The 14,081-nt window shown below is 67.2% G+C and carries 10 protein-coding genes and 1 tRNA gene; 8 read left to right on the forward strand and 3 right to left on the reverse strand.

What is annotated here, in order from left to right:
- The first annotated feature begins 22 nt into the window (after nucleotides 1-22).
- The 5 genes from F3H13_RS04915 (at nucleotide 23) to F3H13_RS16125 (ending at nucleotide 5,694) form a co-directional block, all read left to right on the forward strand.
- Nucleotides 23-1,123 carry a glutamate-cysteine ligase family protein gene (locus tag F3H13_RS04915; protein WP_149797938.1) on the forward strand — a complete coding sequence of 367 codons (1,101 nt, stop codon included), beginning with the start codon at nucleotides 23-25 and terminating at the stop codon, nucleotides 1,121-1,123.
- A gap of 303 nt (nucleotides 1,124-1,426) precedes the next feature.
- Nucleotides 1,427-2,095, forward strand: a complete 669-nt coding sequence (locus tag F3H13_RS04920; protein ID WP_149797939.1) for a helix-turn-helix domain-containing protein — start codon at nucleotides 1,427-1,429, stop codon at nucleotides 2,093-2,095.
- 105 nt (nucleotides 2,096-2,200) lie between these two features.
- Nucleotides 2,201-3,031 (forward strand): YihY/virulence factor BrkB family protein, encoded by an 831-nt coding sequence (locus F3H13_RS04925; RefSeq protein ID WP_149797940.1) that lies wholly within the window; start codon nucleotides 2,201-2,203, stop codon nucleotides 3,029-3,031.
- A gap of 893 nt (nucleotides 3,032-3,924) precedes the next feature.
- Nucleotides 3,925-4,578 carry a DUF6498-containing protein gene (locus tag F3H13_RS04930; RefSeq protein WP_149797941.1) on the forward strand — a complete coding sequence of 218 codons (654 nt, stop codon included), beginning with the start codon at nucleotides 3,925-3,927 and terminating at the stop codon, nucleotides 4,576-4,578.
- 705 nt (nucleotides 4,579-5,283) lie between these two features.
- Nucleotides 5,284-5,694 carry a hypothetical protein gene (locus F3H13_RS16125; protein ID WP_188128004.1) on the forward strand — a complete coding sequence of 137 codons (411 nt, stop codon included), beginning with the start codon at nucleotides 5,284-5,286 and terminating at the stop codon, nucleotides 5,692-5,694.
- Nucleotides 5,695-6,486: 792 nt separating this feature from the next.
- Here the strand turns inward: F3H13_RS16125 and F3H13_RS04940 are convergent.
- From F3H13_RS04940 to F3H13_RS04950, 3 genes are all read right to left on the reverse strand, one after another.
- Nucleotides 6,487-8,067, reverse strand: a complete 1,581-nt coding sequence (locus F3H13_RS04940; RefSeq protein WP_149797942.1) for an acetolactate synthase large subunit — start codon at nucleotides 8,065-8,067, stop codon at nucleotides 6,487-6,489.
- Nucleotides 8,067-9,428 carry an NAD-dependent succinate-semialdehyde dehydrogenase gene (locus F3H13_RS04945; RefSeq protein ID WP_149797943.1) on the reverse strand — a complete coding sequence of 454 codons (1,362 nt, stop codon included), beginning with the start codon at nucleotides 9,426-9,428 and terminating at the stop codon, nucleotides 8,067-8,069. Before F3H13_RS04945 ends, F3H13_RS04940 begins: the two co-directional genes overlap by 1 nt.
- Nucleotides 9,429-9,523: 95 nt before the next feature.
- A tRNA-Lys gene (locus tag F3H13_RS04950) sits at nucleotides 9,524-9,597 on the reverse strand.
- 162 nt (nucleotides 9,598-9,759) lie between these two features.
- Between F3H13_RS04950 and F3H13_RS04955 the strand changes: the two genes are divergently transcribed.
- From F3H13_RS04955 to F3H13_RS04965, 3 genes are read left to right on the forward strand one after another with little or no spacing between them, the layout of a single operon-like run.
- Nucleotides 9,760-10,770: a TAXI family TRAP transporter solute-binding subunit gene (locus F3H13_RS04955; protein ID WP_149797944.1), complete on the forward strand. Its 1,011-nt coding sequence runs from the start codon at nucleotides 9,760-9,762 to the stop codon at nucleotides 10,768-10,770.
- A 1-nt stretch (nucleotide 10,771) separates the two neighbouring features.
- Nucleotides 10,772-11,293 carry a DUF1850 domain-containing protein gene (locus F3H13_RS04960; RefSeq protein WP_149797945.1) on the forward strand — a complete coding sequence of 174 codons (522 nt, stop codon included), beginning with the start codon at nucleotides 10,772-10,774 and terminating at the stop codon, nucleotides 11,291-11,293.
- A gap of 51 nt (nucleotides 11,294-11,344) precedes the next feature.
- Entirely contained in the window at nucleotides 11,345-14,038 is a 2,694-nt protein-coding gene (locus F3H13_RS04965) for a TRAP transporter permease (RefSeq protein WP_149797946.1), read from the forward strand.
- Nucleotides 14,039-14,081 lie beyond the last annotated feature (43 nt).

The following is a 14,081-nucleotide window of genomic DNA, read 5'->3' on the forward strand; positions in this document are numbered from 1 at the left end:
ACGAGCGACACCGACCTAACTCATGTACACGCTCACCACCGGCGTCGAACTGGAACTGTGGGTCGTCAACGAGAGGGGACGGCTGTGTGACGGGACGGAGGTGATCGAGGCGCATCCGCGGATCGAACCCGAGTTCATCAACCCGCTCATCGAGGTGAAGACGGAGCCGCACACGAGCGAACGCGACCTCCGTCGCGACCTTCAGTCCGTCCTCCAGACGGCCATCCTGGCCGCGGAGCGCGCCAGCAAACGCCTCGTGCCGCTGGGGACGCCGCTGACCGAGGCGGACCCCCCGGCGAACTGCGAGCGCGGACGGGTGTTCGAGACGGTGTACGGTGACGGCGTCCGCAGCGCGAAGAACTGCGCCGGAACGCACATCCACTTCGAGCGGGAGGACGCCGTCGACCAGCTCAACCTCCTGACCGCGCTCGACCCGGCGCTGGCGCTGACGAGCTCCTCGCCTTACTACGCGGGCGAACGCCGGGCGAACTCGGCGCGCGCGCTCGCGTATCGGACGGACTGCGGAGACGAGTTCCGCTGTTTCACGGACCTGTGGGAGTACGCGGACAGTCTCTCCGAGTGGCGGGACCGGGTCGACGAGAAGTACGAGCGGTTCAAGCGGCTGGCCGCCGACCGCGGGGTCTCCGGTGAGACGATCGAAGCGCTGTTCGCGCCGGAGAACACGGTGTTGAACCCGGTTCGGCTCCGAGAGTGCCAGCCGACGGTCGAGTGGCGGGCGCCGGACGCGACGCTCCCCAGCCAGGTCGTGCGGCTCGCGAGCGACGTCGAACGCCTCGTCTCGCGCGCGGCGACCGCCCCCGTCGAGTTCGGGGCCCCGAGGCTGGAGAACGACCGTCTCAAGCTTCCCGAGTTCGAGGCCCTCCGCGACGTGAGTCGGCGGGCGATCGAGTCCGGGCTCGACTCCCCGACGGTCGAGTCGTACCTCCGGGAGCTGGGCTTCGACACCGCGGCGTACGACCCCCTCTCGTCGAGGCTCCGCGGCCCGCCACGGCTCGGCGAGTCTGCGGCGCGAACGCGGCGGTTACGACAGGCCGGTCGGCTACAGGCCGACGTTCAGGACCTCACCGACGAGGAGACGCGCTACTCGATGTTCCCGGCCTGAGGCCGTCGTCGCCGGACCGACAGAGCCGGGACGCCGGAAGTTGGAACTCGGCCGAATCGGAGCTTCGGCTCGCGGTAAGCAGCGTCTCACGGCCGCCGTCGACCCGGCGACGACCCGCGGCGGCGTGCGCTCTCCTCCCGGGCTATCTGACCGATATAACGGTGCGCTACGATCAATAAGGCGAGCGTATCCGGTCGTCGATCGCGGGGTCGCGGAAGCCGATCTACGCGGCCGTCCGGGGCGAACGACCGTCGCCCGACTACGCTGTTCATACTAAAATCCCGTCGCGGACATCGGGCGCACATGGAAACCGTCGTCGACGCCACAATTCCGACCGATCAGTTCGTCCTCGAGGAGACCCTCGCGCGGGTCCCGGACGTCGAACTGGAGGCCGTCCGGTTCGCCGTCAACAGTTCGGCGTGTGCCATGCCCTTCCTCTGGGCGTCGACCAGACGGCCGGAGCGACTGACGGCCGCGCTCGTGAACGACCCGTCCACGGAGCGCGTGAACCGGCTGTCCCGGGAGGACGGTCGCCACCTGTACTCGATCGACTGGACGGCCGACGCGGCGCGGCTCATCGACGAGTTCGCCGAGGCCGACGGCTCGATGCTCGACGTCCAGGGCACGGCCGACCGGTGGACGTTTCGGATCCTGTTCTCCGACCGCGCGTCCGCCTCCGAGACGTTCCAGTCGTGGCGCGACGACGGCCTCGAGCCGTCGCTCGCCCGCGTCGGTAGCCTCTCCTGCCGAGAGGGAGAGACGACGGGGCTGTCGACGACGCAGTACGACACCATCGCCCAGGCGTTTCAGACGGACTACTACGACGTCCCGCGGGGGACCACGCTGGAGGAACTGGCCGCGGACTTCGGCGTGTCGCATCAAGCCGTCTCCGAGCGCCTCCGCCGAGGCCACTCCCACCTCGTCGAACAGCTGCTCTCGGAGTCGACGGTCGAGGTGAGAACTCGACCGTGATCCCCGGTCGCTTCCGACACCGGCGCCCGGCCGACCGGGCACCTGACCGAGCGATTGTGAGACGGACGGGGCCCGCCGCGTGACCGACCCGTGGGGAGGGGGAACGTGAGTTTCCGATACAGGCGGTCGGCTGAGACCGCCGTCCGGGTCGTCCGGGGGATCGTCAGCGAGAGCAGACGCAAGAACGTCCCGTTCATGGCCGGGAGCATCGCGTACTCAGCGTTCGTCTCGCTGCTGCCGCTCGTGCTGCTGCTGGTGATCGCAGCCTCCGTGATCGGCGGCGAGGCGCTCGCGGACCGCGTCCAGCGGCTCACCGAGAGCTACCTCTCGCCGGCGGGCCAGACCCTGCTGGCCGACAGCATCGGGCAGGCCGGTACTCAGACCGGGCTGTCGGTCCTCGGCCTCCTCGTGCTGCTGTGGGGCGTACTCCGCGTCTTTCGCGCGCTCGACACCGCCTTCTCGGCGATATACGACACCCACGCGAAGAACGACCTCCGGAATCAGTTCACGGACGGCGTCGTCGTCTTGGTGACCCTCGCAGGCGCGCTGTTGGCGGTGGTCGTCGCGGGGCTGAGCCTGCGGTACCTCCCGGACCTCCCGTTCCCGAGGCTGGTGCGAGAGGCGCTGCTGGTGGTCGGGCTCTCCGTCGTGTTCGTCCCCATCTACTACGTGTTCCCCGACGCGGACCTCTCCGTGAAGATGGTCCTCCCCGGCGCCGTCGTCGCCGCCGTCGGCTGGGCGCTGCTCAACGCCGGGTTCGGCATCTACGTCCGCTACTCGTCGGCGGGGGACCTCTACGGCGTCATCGGCGGCGTCATCCTCCTCATCACGTTCCTCTACTTCGGCGCCCTGGTGATCCTGATCGGCGCTGCGACGAACGTCGTCCTGATGGGGCGCCGCCGTCCGAATGCCGTCAAGACGGTGGAGCCCCGGTGACGGCCTCGACGCCGCTTCCGTCGATATCCGTTCTTCGGGAGGAATTCCATGCGAAAAGCAGTTCAGTGGAGGTGCCTCTTGAGCGATTTCGGGAGTGGGTATCGCAGATCGGTGGCGACGAAACGGTATTTAAATAGTCGTGAGCGACCACAGCGATCACTTATAAAGGCCTATGCGGTGGCGCGCCTGCGAGCGGCCGCCACCGGCGGCCGCGAGCCAGCCCGCGAGGGACGCGGTGAGCGACGGGCGACCGGAGGGAGCCCGAGTGAACCGCGAGGCTGGGGAGGTGTGAGGCTGCGGTTGCGGTGCCGTGCGGGGCGGGACTCAAAGGGGCAGTCGCGAAGCCGCCGCAGACGACGCAAGCACCGCAATGAGTGAGCGGAGCGAACGAGTGAGGAGCGCAGCGAGTGTGTGGCGGCTTCGCGGCTGGGGCTTTGGAGGTGTTCGCCGTCGATCCACAGTCAGCCATTTATAAGCGAGCGACTGGGGCTTTGGAGATCGGCATCCCAGCAGCGCCGGTCGCGTATAAATGACCGACAGCAACACCGTGCTCTGACTTATAAACGACCGACCAACTGTACCGATACACGTACTCCCGCTAGCTCACCCGATCTCTGTACTGACCGATCTACGGTCGATACTTCCGGGGTTGCGCGGCTGAATCAACCGCACGATCTCGCTTGCGAACTAGTCGTTGACAGTTCTACCAGCTCAGAGGGATGTTCTGATTGCCGTGCAAAATGTACGTGCATATGCCCCACACCAACCCGTCGGTCGCGACTGGTGGGATGGCGAGATCTCATGTTGATCGTGCTGCCGGGCGCAGAAGCGACCGCTCCGGCCCCGCCCCGAATTCCCGATGATCTTATATCCGCCGATAGACTGTCCTTCTCGTGCGCATCTCGTCTCTCGCCGCGCTGACGGGACTGGTCATCGCCAACCTCGTTCCCATCGTCGGTGTGCTCGTATTCGGATGGCAGGCGCTCGACCTCCTGCTACTGTACTGGCTTGAGGCGGCCGTTGTCGGCGTGTTCACCGTGGTGCGGGTGTTGCTGGCCATGGGTGACCCGAACGATACCGGCCTGGGCGCGCTGTTCGGGTTCGACAGATACACCGGGCCGGGTGCCGGGACAAGCAACGTCCGGTTCGGGGCCGTGGCGCTGTTCTGCTTTCAATACGGGCCGCTCTGGGTGGTGCACGGCGCGGTGCTCTTCTTGCTCCCCAGGTTCGCCTTCGAGCCGCTTGGCTGGGAGCCACTGGCCGTGTTGCCGACGCTCCTGCCCGCCGTTGGCGCGATGGCCCTGAGCCACAGTCTCTCGTTTGGCATGGGGTTCCTCGCCGGTGGGGCCTGGGAGCGTACCGCTCCGGTCGCCCAGGTGTTCGCGGTGTTTCCACGGCTCCTCGTGCTCCACTACGCGGTCCTCATCGGCGGCTTCGGGGCCGCGACGTTGGGGTCCCCGTTGTTCGCGCTCGTCGTGCTCATTGTGCTCAAGACGGCCGCCGACTTGCTCGTCGAGTACGCCGAGCCCATCCTCCGAGCGGCGTGACGGGCAGGACGCTCACGTCGTCGGAGCGGGTCACAAGTGTACTCGTCACGTCCCTCGTGTTGCGATCTCGCGCGGCCCCTAGGTCGTTGCGGCGGACCGTAGCATTATCGAAGCCGGCGACGACGGCCGGCGCGACGACTGTGAGTGTCCGGCCGTCGACGGCGTCGAACACTCGTGTCGGCCGTGCTACGGGGACGGGTTCGACGTCTCGGACCCAAACGTCGACAAGGAGTGAACTGGCGGTCTACACTTACTTGCCTTGCCGCAGCGGGTAGGGGTGGCAAGCGCCGAGAATTGTGTCACTAGTTACCGCATTGGGGATGTCAATACTTCGGATGCGATAGGAGGCCTCCGCTTGAGAGTGTTAACTCGGTTTTGAACGCAAGAGTGGCAATGTACCTATCCTTCGAGGTGTGTCACGGCGTCCGGCAAGCGTCGTAGTATACTACAAATCCCGATGTTGATCTCGACGATTTCTCATGGCTAGTGATGACTGTAGCCACTGTATCTCGCACGCTGCTACTGACACGCCGTGGAGAGGTCGGCGTTCGACATCGGTACGTGAGTTCCCTCTACTGAGCGATCAAGGGTGTGAATAATTCCACCTCCGAAGGAGGTCAACAGAACCACATACACCTACTATCGATATCTCCGATTTCCTGCGGTCAATAAAAAGCTTATACAACCGGTGAACCATCGCCATGTATGGATTCGCGGGTCGTATCGTTTCTTCTCGGGGAGTCGTTGAAACGATCGCTCCGGTATCTCGGGTACGCGGTCGTTCTCATGGCCTTGTGCTTCGGTCAGCTCTATCTTGCTGGAAATTCGGAGATCGGAAACTCATCGAGTTTATCTATCAGTCCGCTTGGAGCCACTGTAGTAGCGACTATTTTGGCGGGGATACACACGTATCGAAACGACGGACTACTCATGAGTATCGCCGTCGCCGCGATCATCGTGAGCGGCTATACACTGTACAGTGCCACCGCTCTTGCTCACCCCCAACCCGACTATGGACTGTTAACCGGCGTGGGGACCGCAATGTTGTATGGCGTCCCAATCGGGATGATATCATCTGCGGTTGCGTATGCGTTACGGCGATTTGCTCTGATCTAATCTCTTGTGGTGTCTGAGAAAAATAGAGAGATACAGATACCCCACTGAGTGAACGGGCGGTACTTCTCGCGACTGTTTATAAGCGATTGATACCACTGTGCTGAACAACGCCAACGCCCCAGCCGCTCGCTTATAAATGATAGACGGTGGATCGACGGCGAACATTTCCAAAGCCCCAGCCGCTCGCTTATAGATCGTAGATGGTGGGTCGATGGCGGACACCTCCAAAGCCCCAGCCGCTCGTTTATAAATGGTAGACGGTGGATCGACGGCGGACATCTCTAAAGCCCCAGCCGCTCGTTTATAAATGGTAGACGGTGGATCGACGGCGGACATCTCTAAAGCCCCAGCCGCGGGGGCGGCGCACGCTCGCTGTGCTCCTCACTCGGTCGCTCACTTCGTTCGCTCCCTCGTTGCGGTGCTTACATCGCCTGCGCCGCCCCCGCGGCTGCCCCTTTGAGTCCCACCCCGCTCCGCACAGCACAGCGCCTCACGCCTCCCCAGCCTCGTCGGCCGGTCTCCGCTTCGCTCCGACCGGCCGACTCCCTCGCGCGTGCTGACTCGCGGCCGCCGATGGCGGCCGCTCGCAGGCACGCGCCAGCGTACTTCCCTTTATAAACGACTACTGCTGTCGCTCACACCTTTTATACACCGTACCACCGCCGCAGATCTGATTCTCTGACTTCCGCTATCGATCGTCGCTATCTCTACAGTGAGCGCTCGAAGCTGTATCGACCGACCGGAGTCAGATTCCGAGAACCGCGAACGCGGCCGGGCACTGATGCGTCCCGCTCACTCGACGGGGACGACGACGAGCGACAGCTCGTCCTCCGTGGCGGTTTCGAGGGCCGAACGGAGCTCCGAGAGCGAGGTCGGACGGTAGCTCTCGATCCCGAAGCTGTCGGCGAACGCGACGAAGTCGGGGTTCGTCAACTCGGTCCCGAACGACTCGCCGGTGTGGGCGGTCTGTTTCTCCGAGATGAGCCCGTAGTCGTCGTCGTTGAAGAGCAGGATCGTGAACGAGCAGTCCATGCGCGTCGCCGTCTCGATCTCGGCGGCGTTCATCAGGAAGCCGCCGTCGCCCGTCGCCGCGACGACGTTCGCGTCGACCGCGAGGTCGGCCGCGACCGCGCCCGGGACCGCGATCCCCATCGAGGCGAAGCCGTTCGAGACGATACACGTGTTGGGCTCGTAGGTCGGGAAGTTCGCCGCGATCGCCATCTTGTGGCTGCCGACGTCCGAGACGAGGACGTCTTCGGGCGCCATCGCCTTGCGTAAGGCCGGCAGCACCGACCGGACGGTGAACGGCGGGCCGTCGGGCGGGTCTCGGTCGACGTCCGCGGCGATCCGCTCGCGGTACTCCCGGTACCAGTCGGCGTCGTACGACGGTCCCTCGTCGCGGTACCAGTCGAGGAGCGACCCGAGCGTCCGCTCGATGTCCGCGACGACCTCGACGTCGGGGTCGTACGCCTCGTACACCTCCGCGGGCTCGCTGTCGACGTGGACGAGCGCGGTCCCCTCATCGCGCCAGGCCGCAGGGTCGTGTTCGGCGATGTCGTAGCCGACGGTGACGACGAGGTCCGCCGCCGCGATGGCGCGGGTCGGCTCGTCGTTCGCGCCCGAGTCGAGCGTCATCAGCGAGCGGTGGTCGGCGTCGGAGACCGCGCCCTTCCCCATGTACGTGGAGACGACGGGGACGTCGGCGGCGTCGACGAACTCCCGGAGCCGCGTCGCGGCGTGCGTGCGAACGGCGCCGTTGCCGGCGACGAGTATCGGCCGGTCGGCGTCTCGGAACATCGCTTTCACCCGGTCGAGCGCGTCGGGGTCGGGCGCGGCGAACGGCACCCGGTCGCCGGGGTCCATCGGCCGCGTTTTGGTCTCCGCCGCGGCCACGTCCTCGGGGAGTTCGAGGTGCGTGGCGCCGGGCTTCTCGTACTGCGCGAGCTTGAACGCCTTCCTGACCGACTCGTGGACGATGTCCGGGCTGTCGAGCTGCGTGTTCCACTTCGTCACGGCGCCGAACGTCCGGAGGACGTCGATCGCCTGGTGGCTCTCCTGGTGGAGCCGTTCGAGCCCGCCCTGCGCGGTGATCGCCACCAGCGGGCTCTTGTCGAGGTGGGCGTCGGCGACCCCGGTCAGGAGGTTCGTCGCGCCGGGGCCGAGCGTGGCGAGACAGACGCCGGCGTCCCCCGTCAGCCGTCCGTGGACGTCGGCCATGAACGCCGCGCCCTGCTCGTGGCGGACGGGGATGAACTCGACCGAGGAGTCGCGCAGCGAGAACAGCAGGTCCTCCATCTCTTCGCCGGGCAGGCCGTAAACGCGCTCGACGCCCTCGCGTTCGAGGCAGGCGACGAGCAGGTCGGAGACCTTCATCACTCCACCCACACCGTCTTGCGGTTGACGAACTCGCGGATGCCGTCGCCGGCGAGCTCGCGGCCGTACCCCGAGTCGCCCACGCCGCCGAAGGGGACCCGCGGGTCGGACTTGACGAGCTGGTTGACGTACACGCAGCCCGCGTCGATCCGGCGGGCGACGCGCTCGCCGCGGTCGCGGTCCGCGGTCCAGACGCTCGCGCCCAGCCCGAACTCGGTGTCGTTCGCGAGTTCGACCGCGCTCGCCTCGTCGGCGACCTCGTACACCGCCGCGACGGGCCCGAACGTCTCCTCGCTGTCGACCGGACACCCCTCGGGCACGTCCGTCAGGATCGTCGGCGGGTAGAACGCCCCCTCGCGGTCGAGCGGCTCGCCGCCGGTGACGAGCGTCGCACCCGCCTCGACGCTCGCCGTCACCTGGTCGTGGAGGTCCGACAGTAGGTCCGGCTTCGCCTGCGACCCGAGGTCGGTGTCGTCGGCCATCGGGTCGCCCACGGCGAACGACTCGACCTCGTCCGTGAAGCGGCGGCGGAACTCGTCGTAGACATCGGTGTGGACGACGAACCGCTTGGCCGCGATACAGGACTGGCCGCCGTTCTTGTTGCGCGCCCAGGCCCCGGTCTCGGCCGCGTCGGCGACGTCGGCGTCGTCGAGGACGACGAACGGGTCGCTCCCGCCGAGTTCGAGGACGGTCTTCTTGAGGTGTTCGCCCGCGGTCGCCGCGACCGCGCTGCCGGCCGGCCCGCTCCCGGTTACCGTCGCCGCCCGGACACGGTCGTCGGCGAGGATGTCGTCGACGCGGTCGGAGGAGATCAGTAGCGACTGAAACGCGCCCTCGGGGAAGCCGGCGTCGCGGAACACCGACTCGATGGCGAGCGCGCAGCCCGGCACGTTCGAGGCGTGTTTGAGCAGGCCGACGTTACCAGCCGCGAGGGAGGGCGCGGCGAACCGGAACACCTGCCAGAACGGGAAGTTCCAGGGCATCACCGCCAGCACCGGTCCCAGCGGCTCGTAGACCGTCTTCGCGGTCGTCCCCGGCGGGCTGGGATGATGGTCGGCACTCAGATAGGTGCTCGCGTGCTCGGCGTAGTGATCACAGCCCTGCGCGCACTTTTCGACCTCCGCGACTGCCTGGTCGATCGGTTTCCCCATCTCGCGGGTGATCGTCTCGGCGTACTCGCGCTTGTTCTCCCGAAGGGTGTCGGCCGCGGCCGAGAGCAGCCGCTCCCGGTCGCGCATCGGTCGCTCGCGCCACTCCTCGAAGGCGTCGCTCGCCCGGTCGAGGGCGTCGTCGACCTCCCCTTCCGTGTGTTCCTCGTAGGAGTCGAGTTGCTCGTCAGTCGCGGGGTTGACAGCGTCCATGGATCGGAGACGGGGAGGCGGCCGATAGTTAGGCGTTCGCTATTCCCACCTCGACGCGGGAGTCTCGGCGCCGCCGTCGCTCGTCGGTTAAAACACGGGCCGGGCGCGATTTGAACACGCGACCGACGGATTAAGAGTCCGTCGCTCTCCCTAACTGAGCTACCGGCCCTCACTCAGTCGTATCAGCGTCGACGTAAAAGGCCTTTTCATTCGGCGGCGCGCGAGCCGCGTCGGTCGACCGAGAAATCGACGGATGAGACCGGGATGCCGCACCCCCGACGCTCGCTATCATGGGAAACGGTTATCAACACCCGTGATGTACGAGTGTCGTATGTCAGACAACCCAATCGGAGAACGTGTTGACCGTCGGACGCTCCTCCGCGGGGCGGCCGCGGCAGGTGTCGTCGGACTAGCTGGCTGTTCGGGCGGCGGCGACGGAGATGACGGCGGCGATGGAGACGACGGCGGCGACGGCGGCGGCGCAGACGTCATCCGCTGGCACGCCGGCGGCACCGGCGGGACGTACTTCCCGCTCTCCGGTGAGTTCGAGGGGATCATCGAGGACACGACCGACTTCCCGGTCGAGGTCTCCTCGACGGGTGCGTCGGTCGAGAACGTCGGCAGCCTCGGCAACGGCGACGCCGACTTCGCGCTGATCCAGAACGACGTCGCCTACTTCGCCCGCAACGGGGAGGGCCTCGACGCGTTCGAGGGCGCCGCGGTGGAGAACCTCCGCGGCGTCGCGACGCTGTACCCGGAGACGATCCACGTGCTCCTCAACCCCGAGGCGGACGTGGGCTCGCTGTCCGATCTCGAGGGCATGCGCGTCAACACCGGCGACCTCGGCAGCGGGACGCAGGTGAACGCGCTCCAGATCCTCGAGTCGGCGGCCGGCCTCACGACCGACGACTTCGAAGAGCAGAACACCGACTTCACGCAGGCGGCGAACCAGCTCCGCGACGGCGACGTCGACGCGGCCTTCGTCGTCGGCGGCTGGCCCGTGGGCGCGGTCGAAGAGCTCGCGACGACCACGGACGTCCAGATCCTCAACATGTCTGACGAGGAGCGGCAGGCCGCCCGCGACGACGCCTCGTGGTTCGCCGACGACACCATCCCCGCCGGCACCTACGAGGGCATCGACGAGGACGTCGACACCGTCTCGGTACAGGCGATGATCGCGACGCGGTCGGAGTTCTCGGCGGACACGGTGGAGGCCGTCACCGAGGCCATCTTCGAGAACCTCGACCAGCTCTCGATCAAGACGGACTTCATCAGCGCCGACTCCGCGCAGGACGGGATGTCGATCGAGCTCCACGAGGGCGCGGCCCGCTACTTCGAGTAGCGTGACATCCGGGTCGCGACTGCCGTCGAGTCGGCGCGGAACCGCCCTCTTCGCGGTCGCCCTCGCGGCGACCCTCGCGACCGCGACCGGGGCTGGGTACGCCCTCGGTGCGGTCGACGCCGTCGCTGGCGGCCCGACGCTGGTCGTGACCGACGACAGCGGTACCGAACTAGTGACGGCGCCGGTCTCCGAGGAGACGGAGGTCGTCATCGAGTACACGCACAGCGTGGAGAAGACGACCGTCCGCGACGTGTACGTCCCGAGAGACGGGGAGCTAGTGATGACTCGGATGGAGTTCAGCTCCTTCGGGGCGGGGCTCCCGTCGCAGGCGGACGTGACCGAACGCGACGGTCGATACGTCTTTGAACCGCCGTCAGAATCGTACTCGACGCTACACCTCAAAACGGGGACCGTCGCCGACCACGATCTGGTCGTCGGCGACGAGCGGTACGACATCGCGGGGATGACCGACGGCGGCGCGGTCGAGCTGACGGTCGAACGGCGGGCGATCCCGGCGCTGTAATCGCCGCCGGGGAGACCGGTCGCGAGACGGTGACACGAGGGTGACACAACTGTGAGCACGAACACATCGGACGGGGTCGAATCGGACGACGAAGGGACCGAAGTGGCCGATCAGGTATTCGAGGAGATCGACAACAGGCGCTCGCTGACGGGGGTCGGACTGGTCGCCGTGGCGCTCGTCGGGATCGTCTTCTCGGCGTACCAGCTGTGGCTCGGCGCTCGGGGATTCGTCTTCGAGTTCACCGTGCCGGGCCTCACGACGGTCAGGCTCGGCGCGCTCTCCTCGCTCCAAGTGCGCGCGATCCACGTCAACTTCGCGCTCGTGATGGCGTTCCTGCTCTTTCCGGGATCGAACGGAGCCGGTGCGATCACGGGTCGCCTCGCCGCCCTCCCGTCGCTCGCGCGGGACCGCCTCGGCGACTCTTCGGCGACGCGCGCGGTCGAGGGGGTCCGCCGGGGCGTCTGGTGGCTGTTCGTTGACGAGGGGTCAACGCGGATCACGCCCTCGGACCTCGGATTAGTCCTGCTGTCGACGTTCCCGACCGCCTACTACCTCACGCAGTACGACGAGATCACGGACATCATCCGCGTGCGGGGACTCGGCGGCGCCGGGTCTCTCGGGGAGGTCGTCCCGTGGCTCTCGTTCGCGGAGGTCGGGTTCCTCGCCGAGTACAGCCTCGCGTACCTGATGGGCGTGCTCGCGATCCTCCTCGTGTTGGAGGCGACCCGGCGGGCGCTCGGCCTGCTGCTCACGCTGCTCGTGAGCCTCTTCCTTTTGTACGCCAAGTACGGCTACCTGCTGCCGCGGGACCTCCCCGTCGCGCGGACGTTCGCGACCTCGGAACTCCGCTGGGGCCAGATCGTCCAGAACCTCTGGTACACGGTGGAGGGGATCCTCGGCGTGCCTGTCGGCGTCTCCGTGCGGTTCATCTACATCTTCATCCTGTTCGGCGCGTTCCTCGAGATGTCCGGCGCGGGCAAGTGGTTCATCGACCTCGCGTACTCGATCACGGGCACTCGAAAGGGTGGCCCGGCGAAGGCCAGCGTCGTCGCCTCCGGGTTCATGGGGATGCTCTCCGGCTCCTCCGTCGCGAACACGGTGACGACCGGCGCGCTGACGATCCCGCTGATGAAACGCTCGGGCTACTCGCCGGAGTTCTCGGGCGCCGTCGAGTCCTCCGTCTCCTCCGGCGGCCAGATCCTCCCGCCGGTGATGGGCGCGGCCGCGTTCCTCATCGTCGAGTACACCGGGACCCCCTTCCGCGACGTGGTCATCGCCGCGACGCTGCCGGCCATCGCCTTCTTCTTCGGGATGTGGGTGATGGTCCACTTCGAGGCCGCGAAACGCGAGATCGGCGGGCTCTCTCGGTCTGAGCTGCTCGATCTGGGGCCACACATGCGCCGCGGCTGGTTCTACCTCGTCCCGCTCGGGCTCCTCCTCTACTACCTCGTCATCGCCCGGCTCTCGGTCGGCCGCGCCGGGTGGCTCACGATCGTCGCGACGGTCGCGCTTATCGCGATGGTCGCTGCGTATAACGAGCGGACTGGCCGGTACCTCGTCGGGGCGATCGCCGCCGGCTACGCGCTGTTCGCCGCCTCGCTGGCCACGCTCGGCGTGACGCCGATCGAGTTGGCGTACGGCGCCGAGGCCGCCGAGTTCGGCCTGACGGCGGCGCTGAGCGAGGCCCTGTCCTCTCTGCCGACGGTCATCACGGCGATCAGCCTCGCCTTCCTCCTCGCCGACCCGCGCGGAGACGCGCCCCTGCTCGACCTCGACGACGACGTGGTCGGCGCCGCGAATTGGTTCGACGAGCGGGGCGGGTCCGACGTCGCGTCGTCCCGGGCGGGACAGTTCGGCACCTTCGTGCTGAAGGCGATGGAGTCGGGCGCCAAGACCGCGACAATCGTCGTCGTCGCGGTCGCCGCGGCCGGGATCATCCCCGGGGTCATCGGGATCACCGGACTGGGCGGGAGCCTCCGCGCGCTCATCATCAGCGTGAGCGGCGGGTCGCTCGTCCTCCTGTTGATCCTCGCCGGGCTCGCGGCCGTGATCGTCGGGATGGGGATGCCGACGACGGTGATGTACATCATCATCGTCGTGCTGCTCGGGCCGGTTCTCCCCGAGTTCGGGATCGCGATCTTAGCGGTCCACCTGTTCGTCCTCTACCTCGGGCTGATGGCTGACGTGACCCCGCCGGTGATGGTCGCCGCGTACGCCGCGGCCGGGATCGCGAAGTCCGACCCGTTCGACACGGGGAAACAGGCGTTCCTGCTGTCCCTGAACAAGATCCTCGTCCCCTTCGCGTTCGTGTTCTCGCCGGGAATCCTGCTCCTTCGGACGCGGGAGGGCCAGGGGTCGATCATCACCGGCGCCGACGTCGCCGACCTCGGCTACTTCCTCCCCGAAGTGGTCGTCCCGATCGTCGCGATGTTCGCTGGGGTGTACGCGCTCGGCGTCGCGATCATCGGCTACTTCCGGACCGACGTGCGGTCCGGGTCGCGCGTCTCGCTGGTCGCCGCGGCCGTGCTGCTGTCGGTCCCCGGAATGGTGCTGCTGCCGGCGAGCGCCGCGTTCGGGCTGGTCGGCGTCGACGTCTCCCTCTACTCGGTGACGAACGATGTCGCGGCGCGCGGGGTCGGTGCCGGCATCCTCGCCGTCGCGCTCGTCCGGAATCTGCGCCGCGCGAGCGGCGGGACGGCTCAGCCGTCGACGGCGGAGGAGTCCGCGGACGCCGCCTCACAGTAGGGTCGGTCGTCTGCGGCCGCACCGCCCGCACCGCCCGCGCCGC

Source organism: Halorubrum xinjiangense (assembly GCF_900102375.1).
Classification (GTDB): Archaea; Halobacteriota; Halobacteria; order Halobacteriales; family Haloferacaceae; genus Halorubrum; species Halorubrum xinjiangense.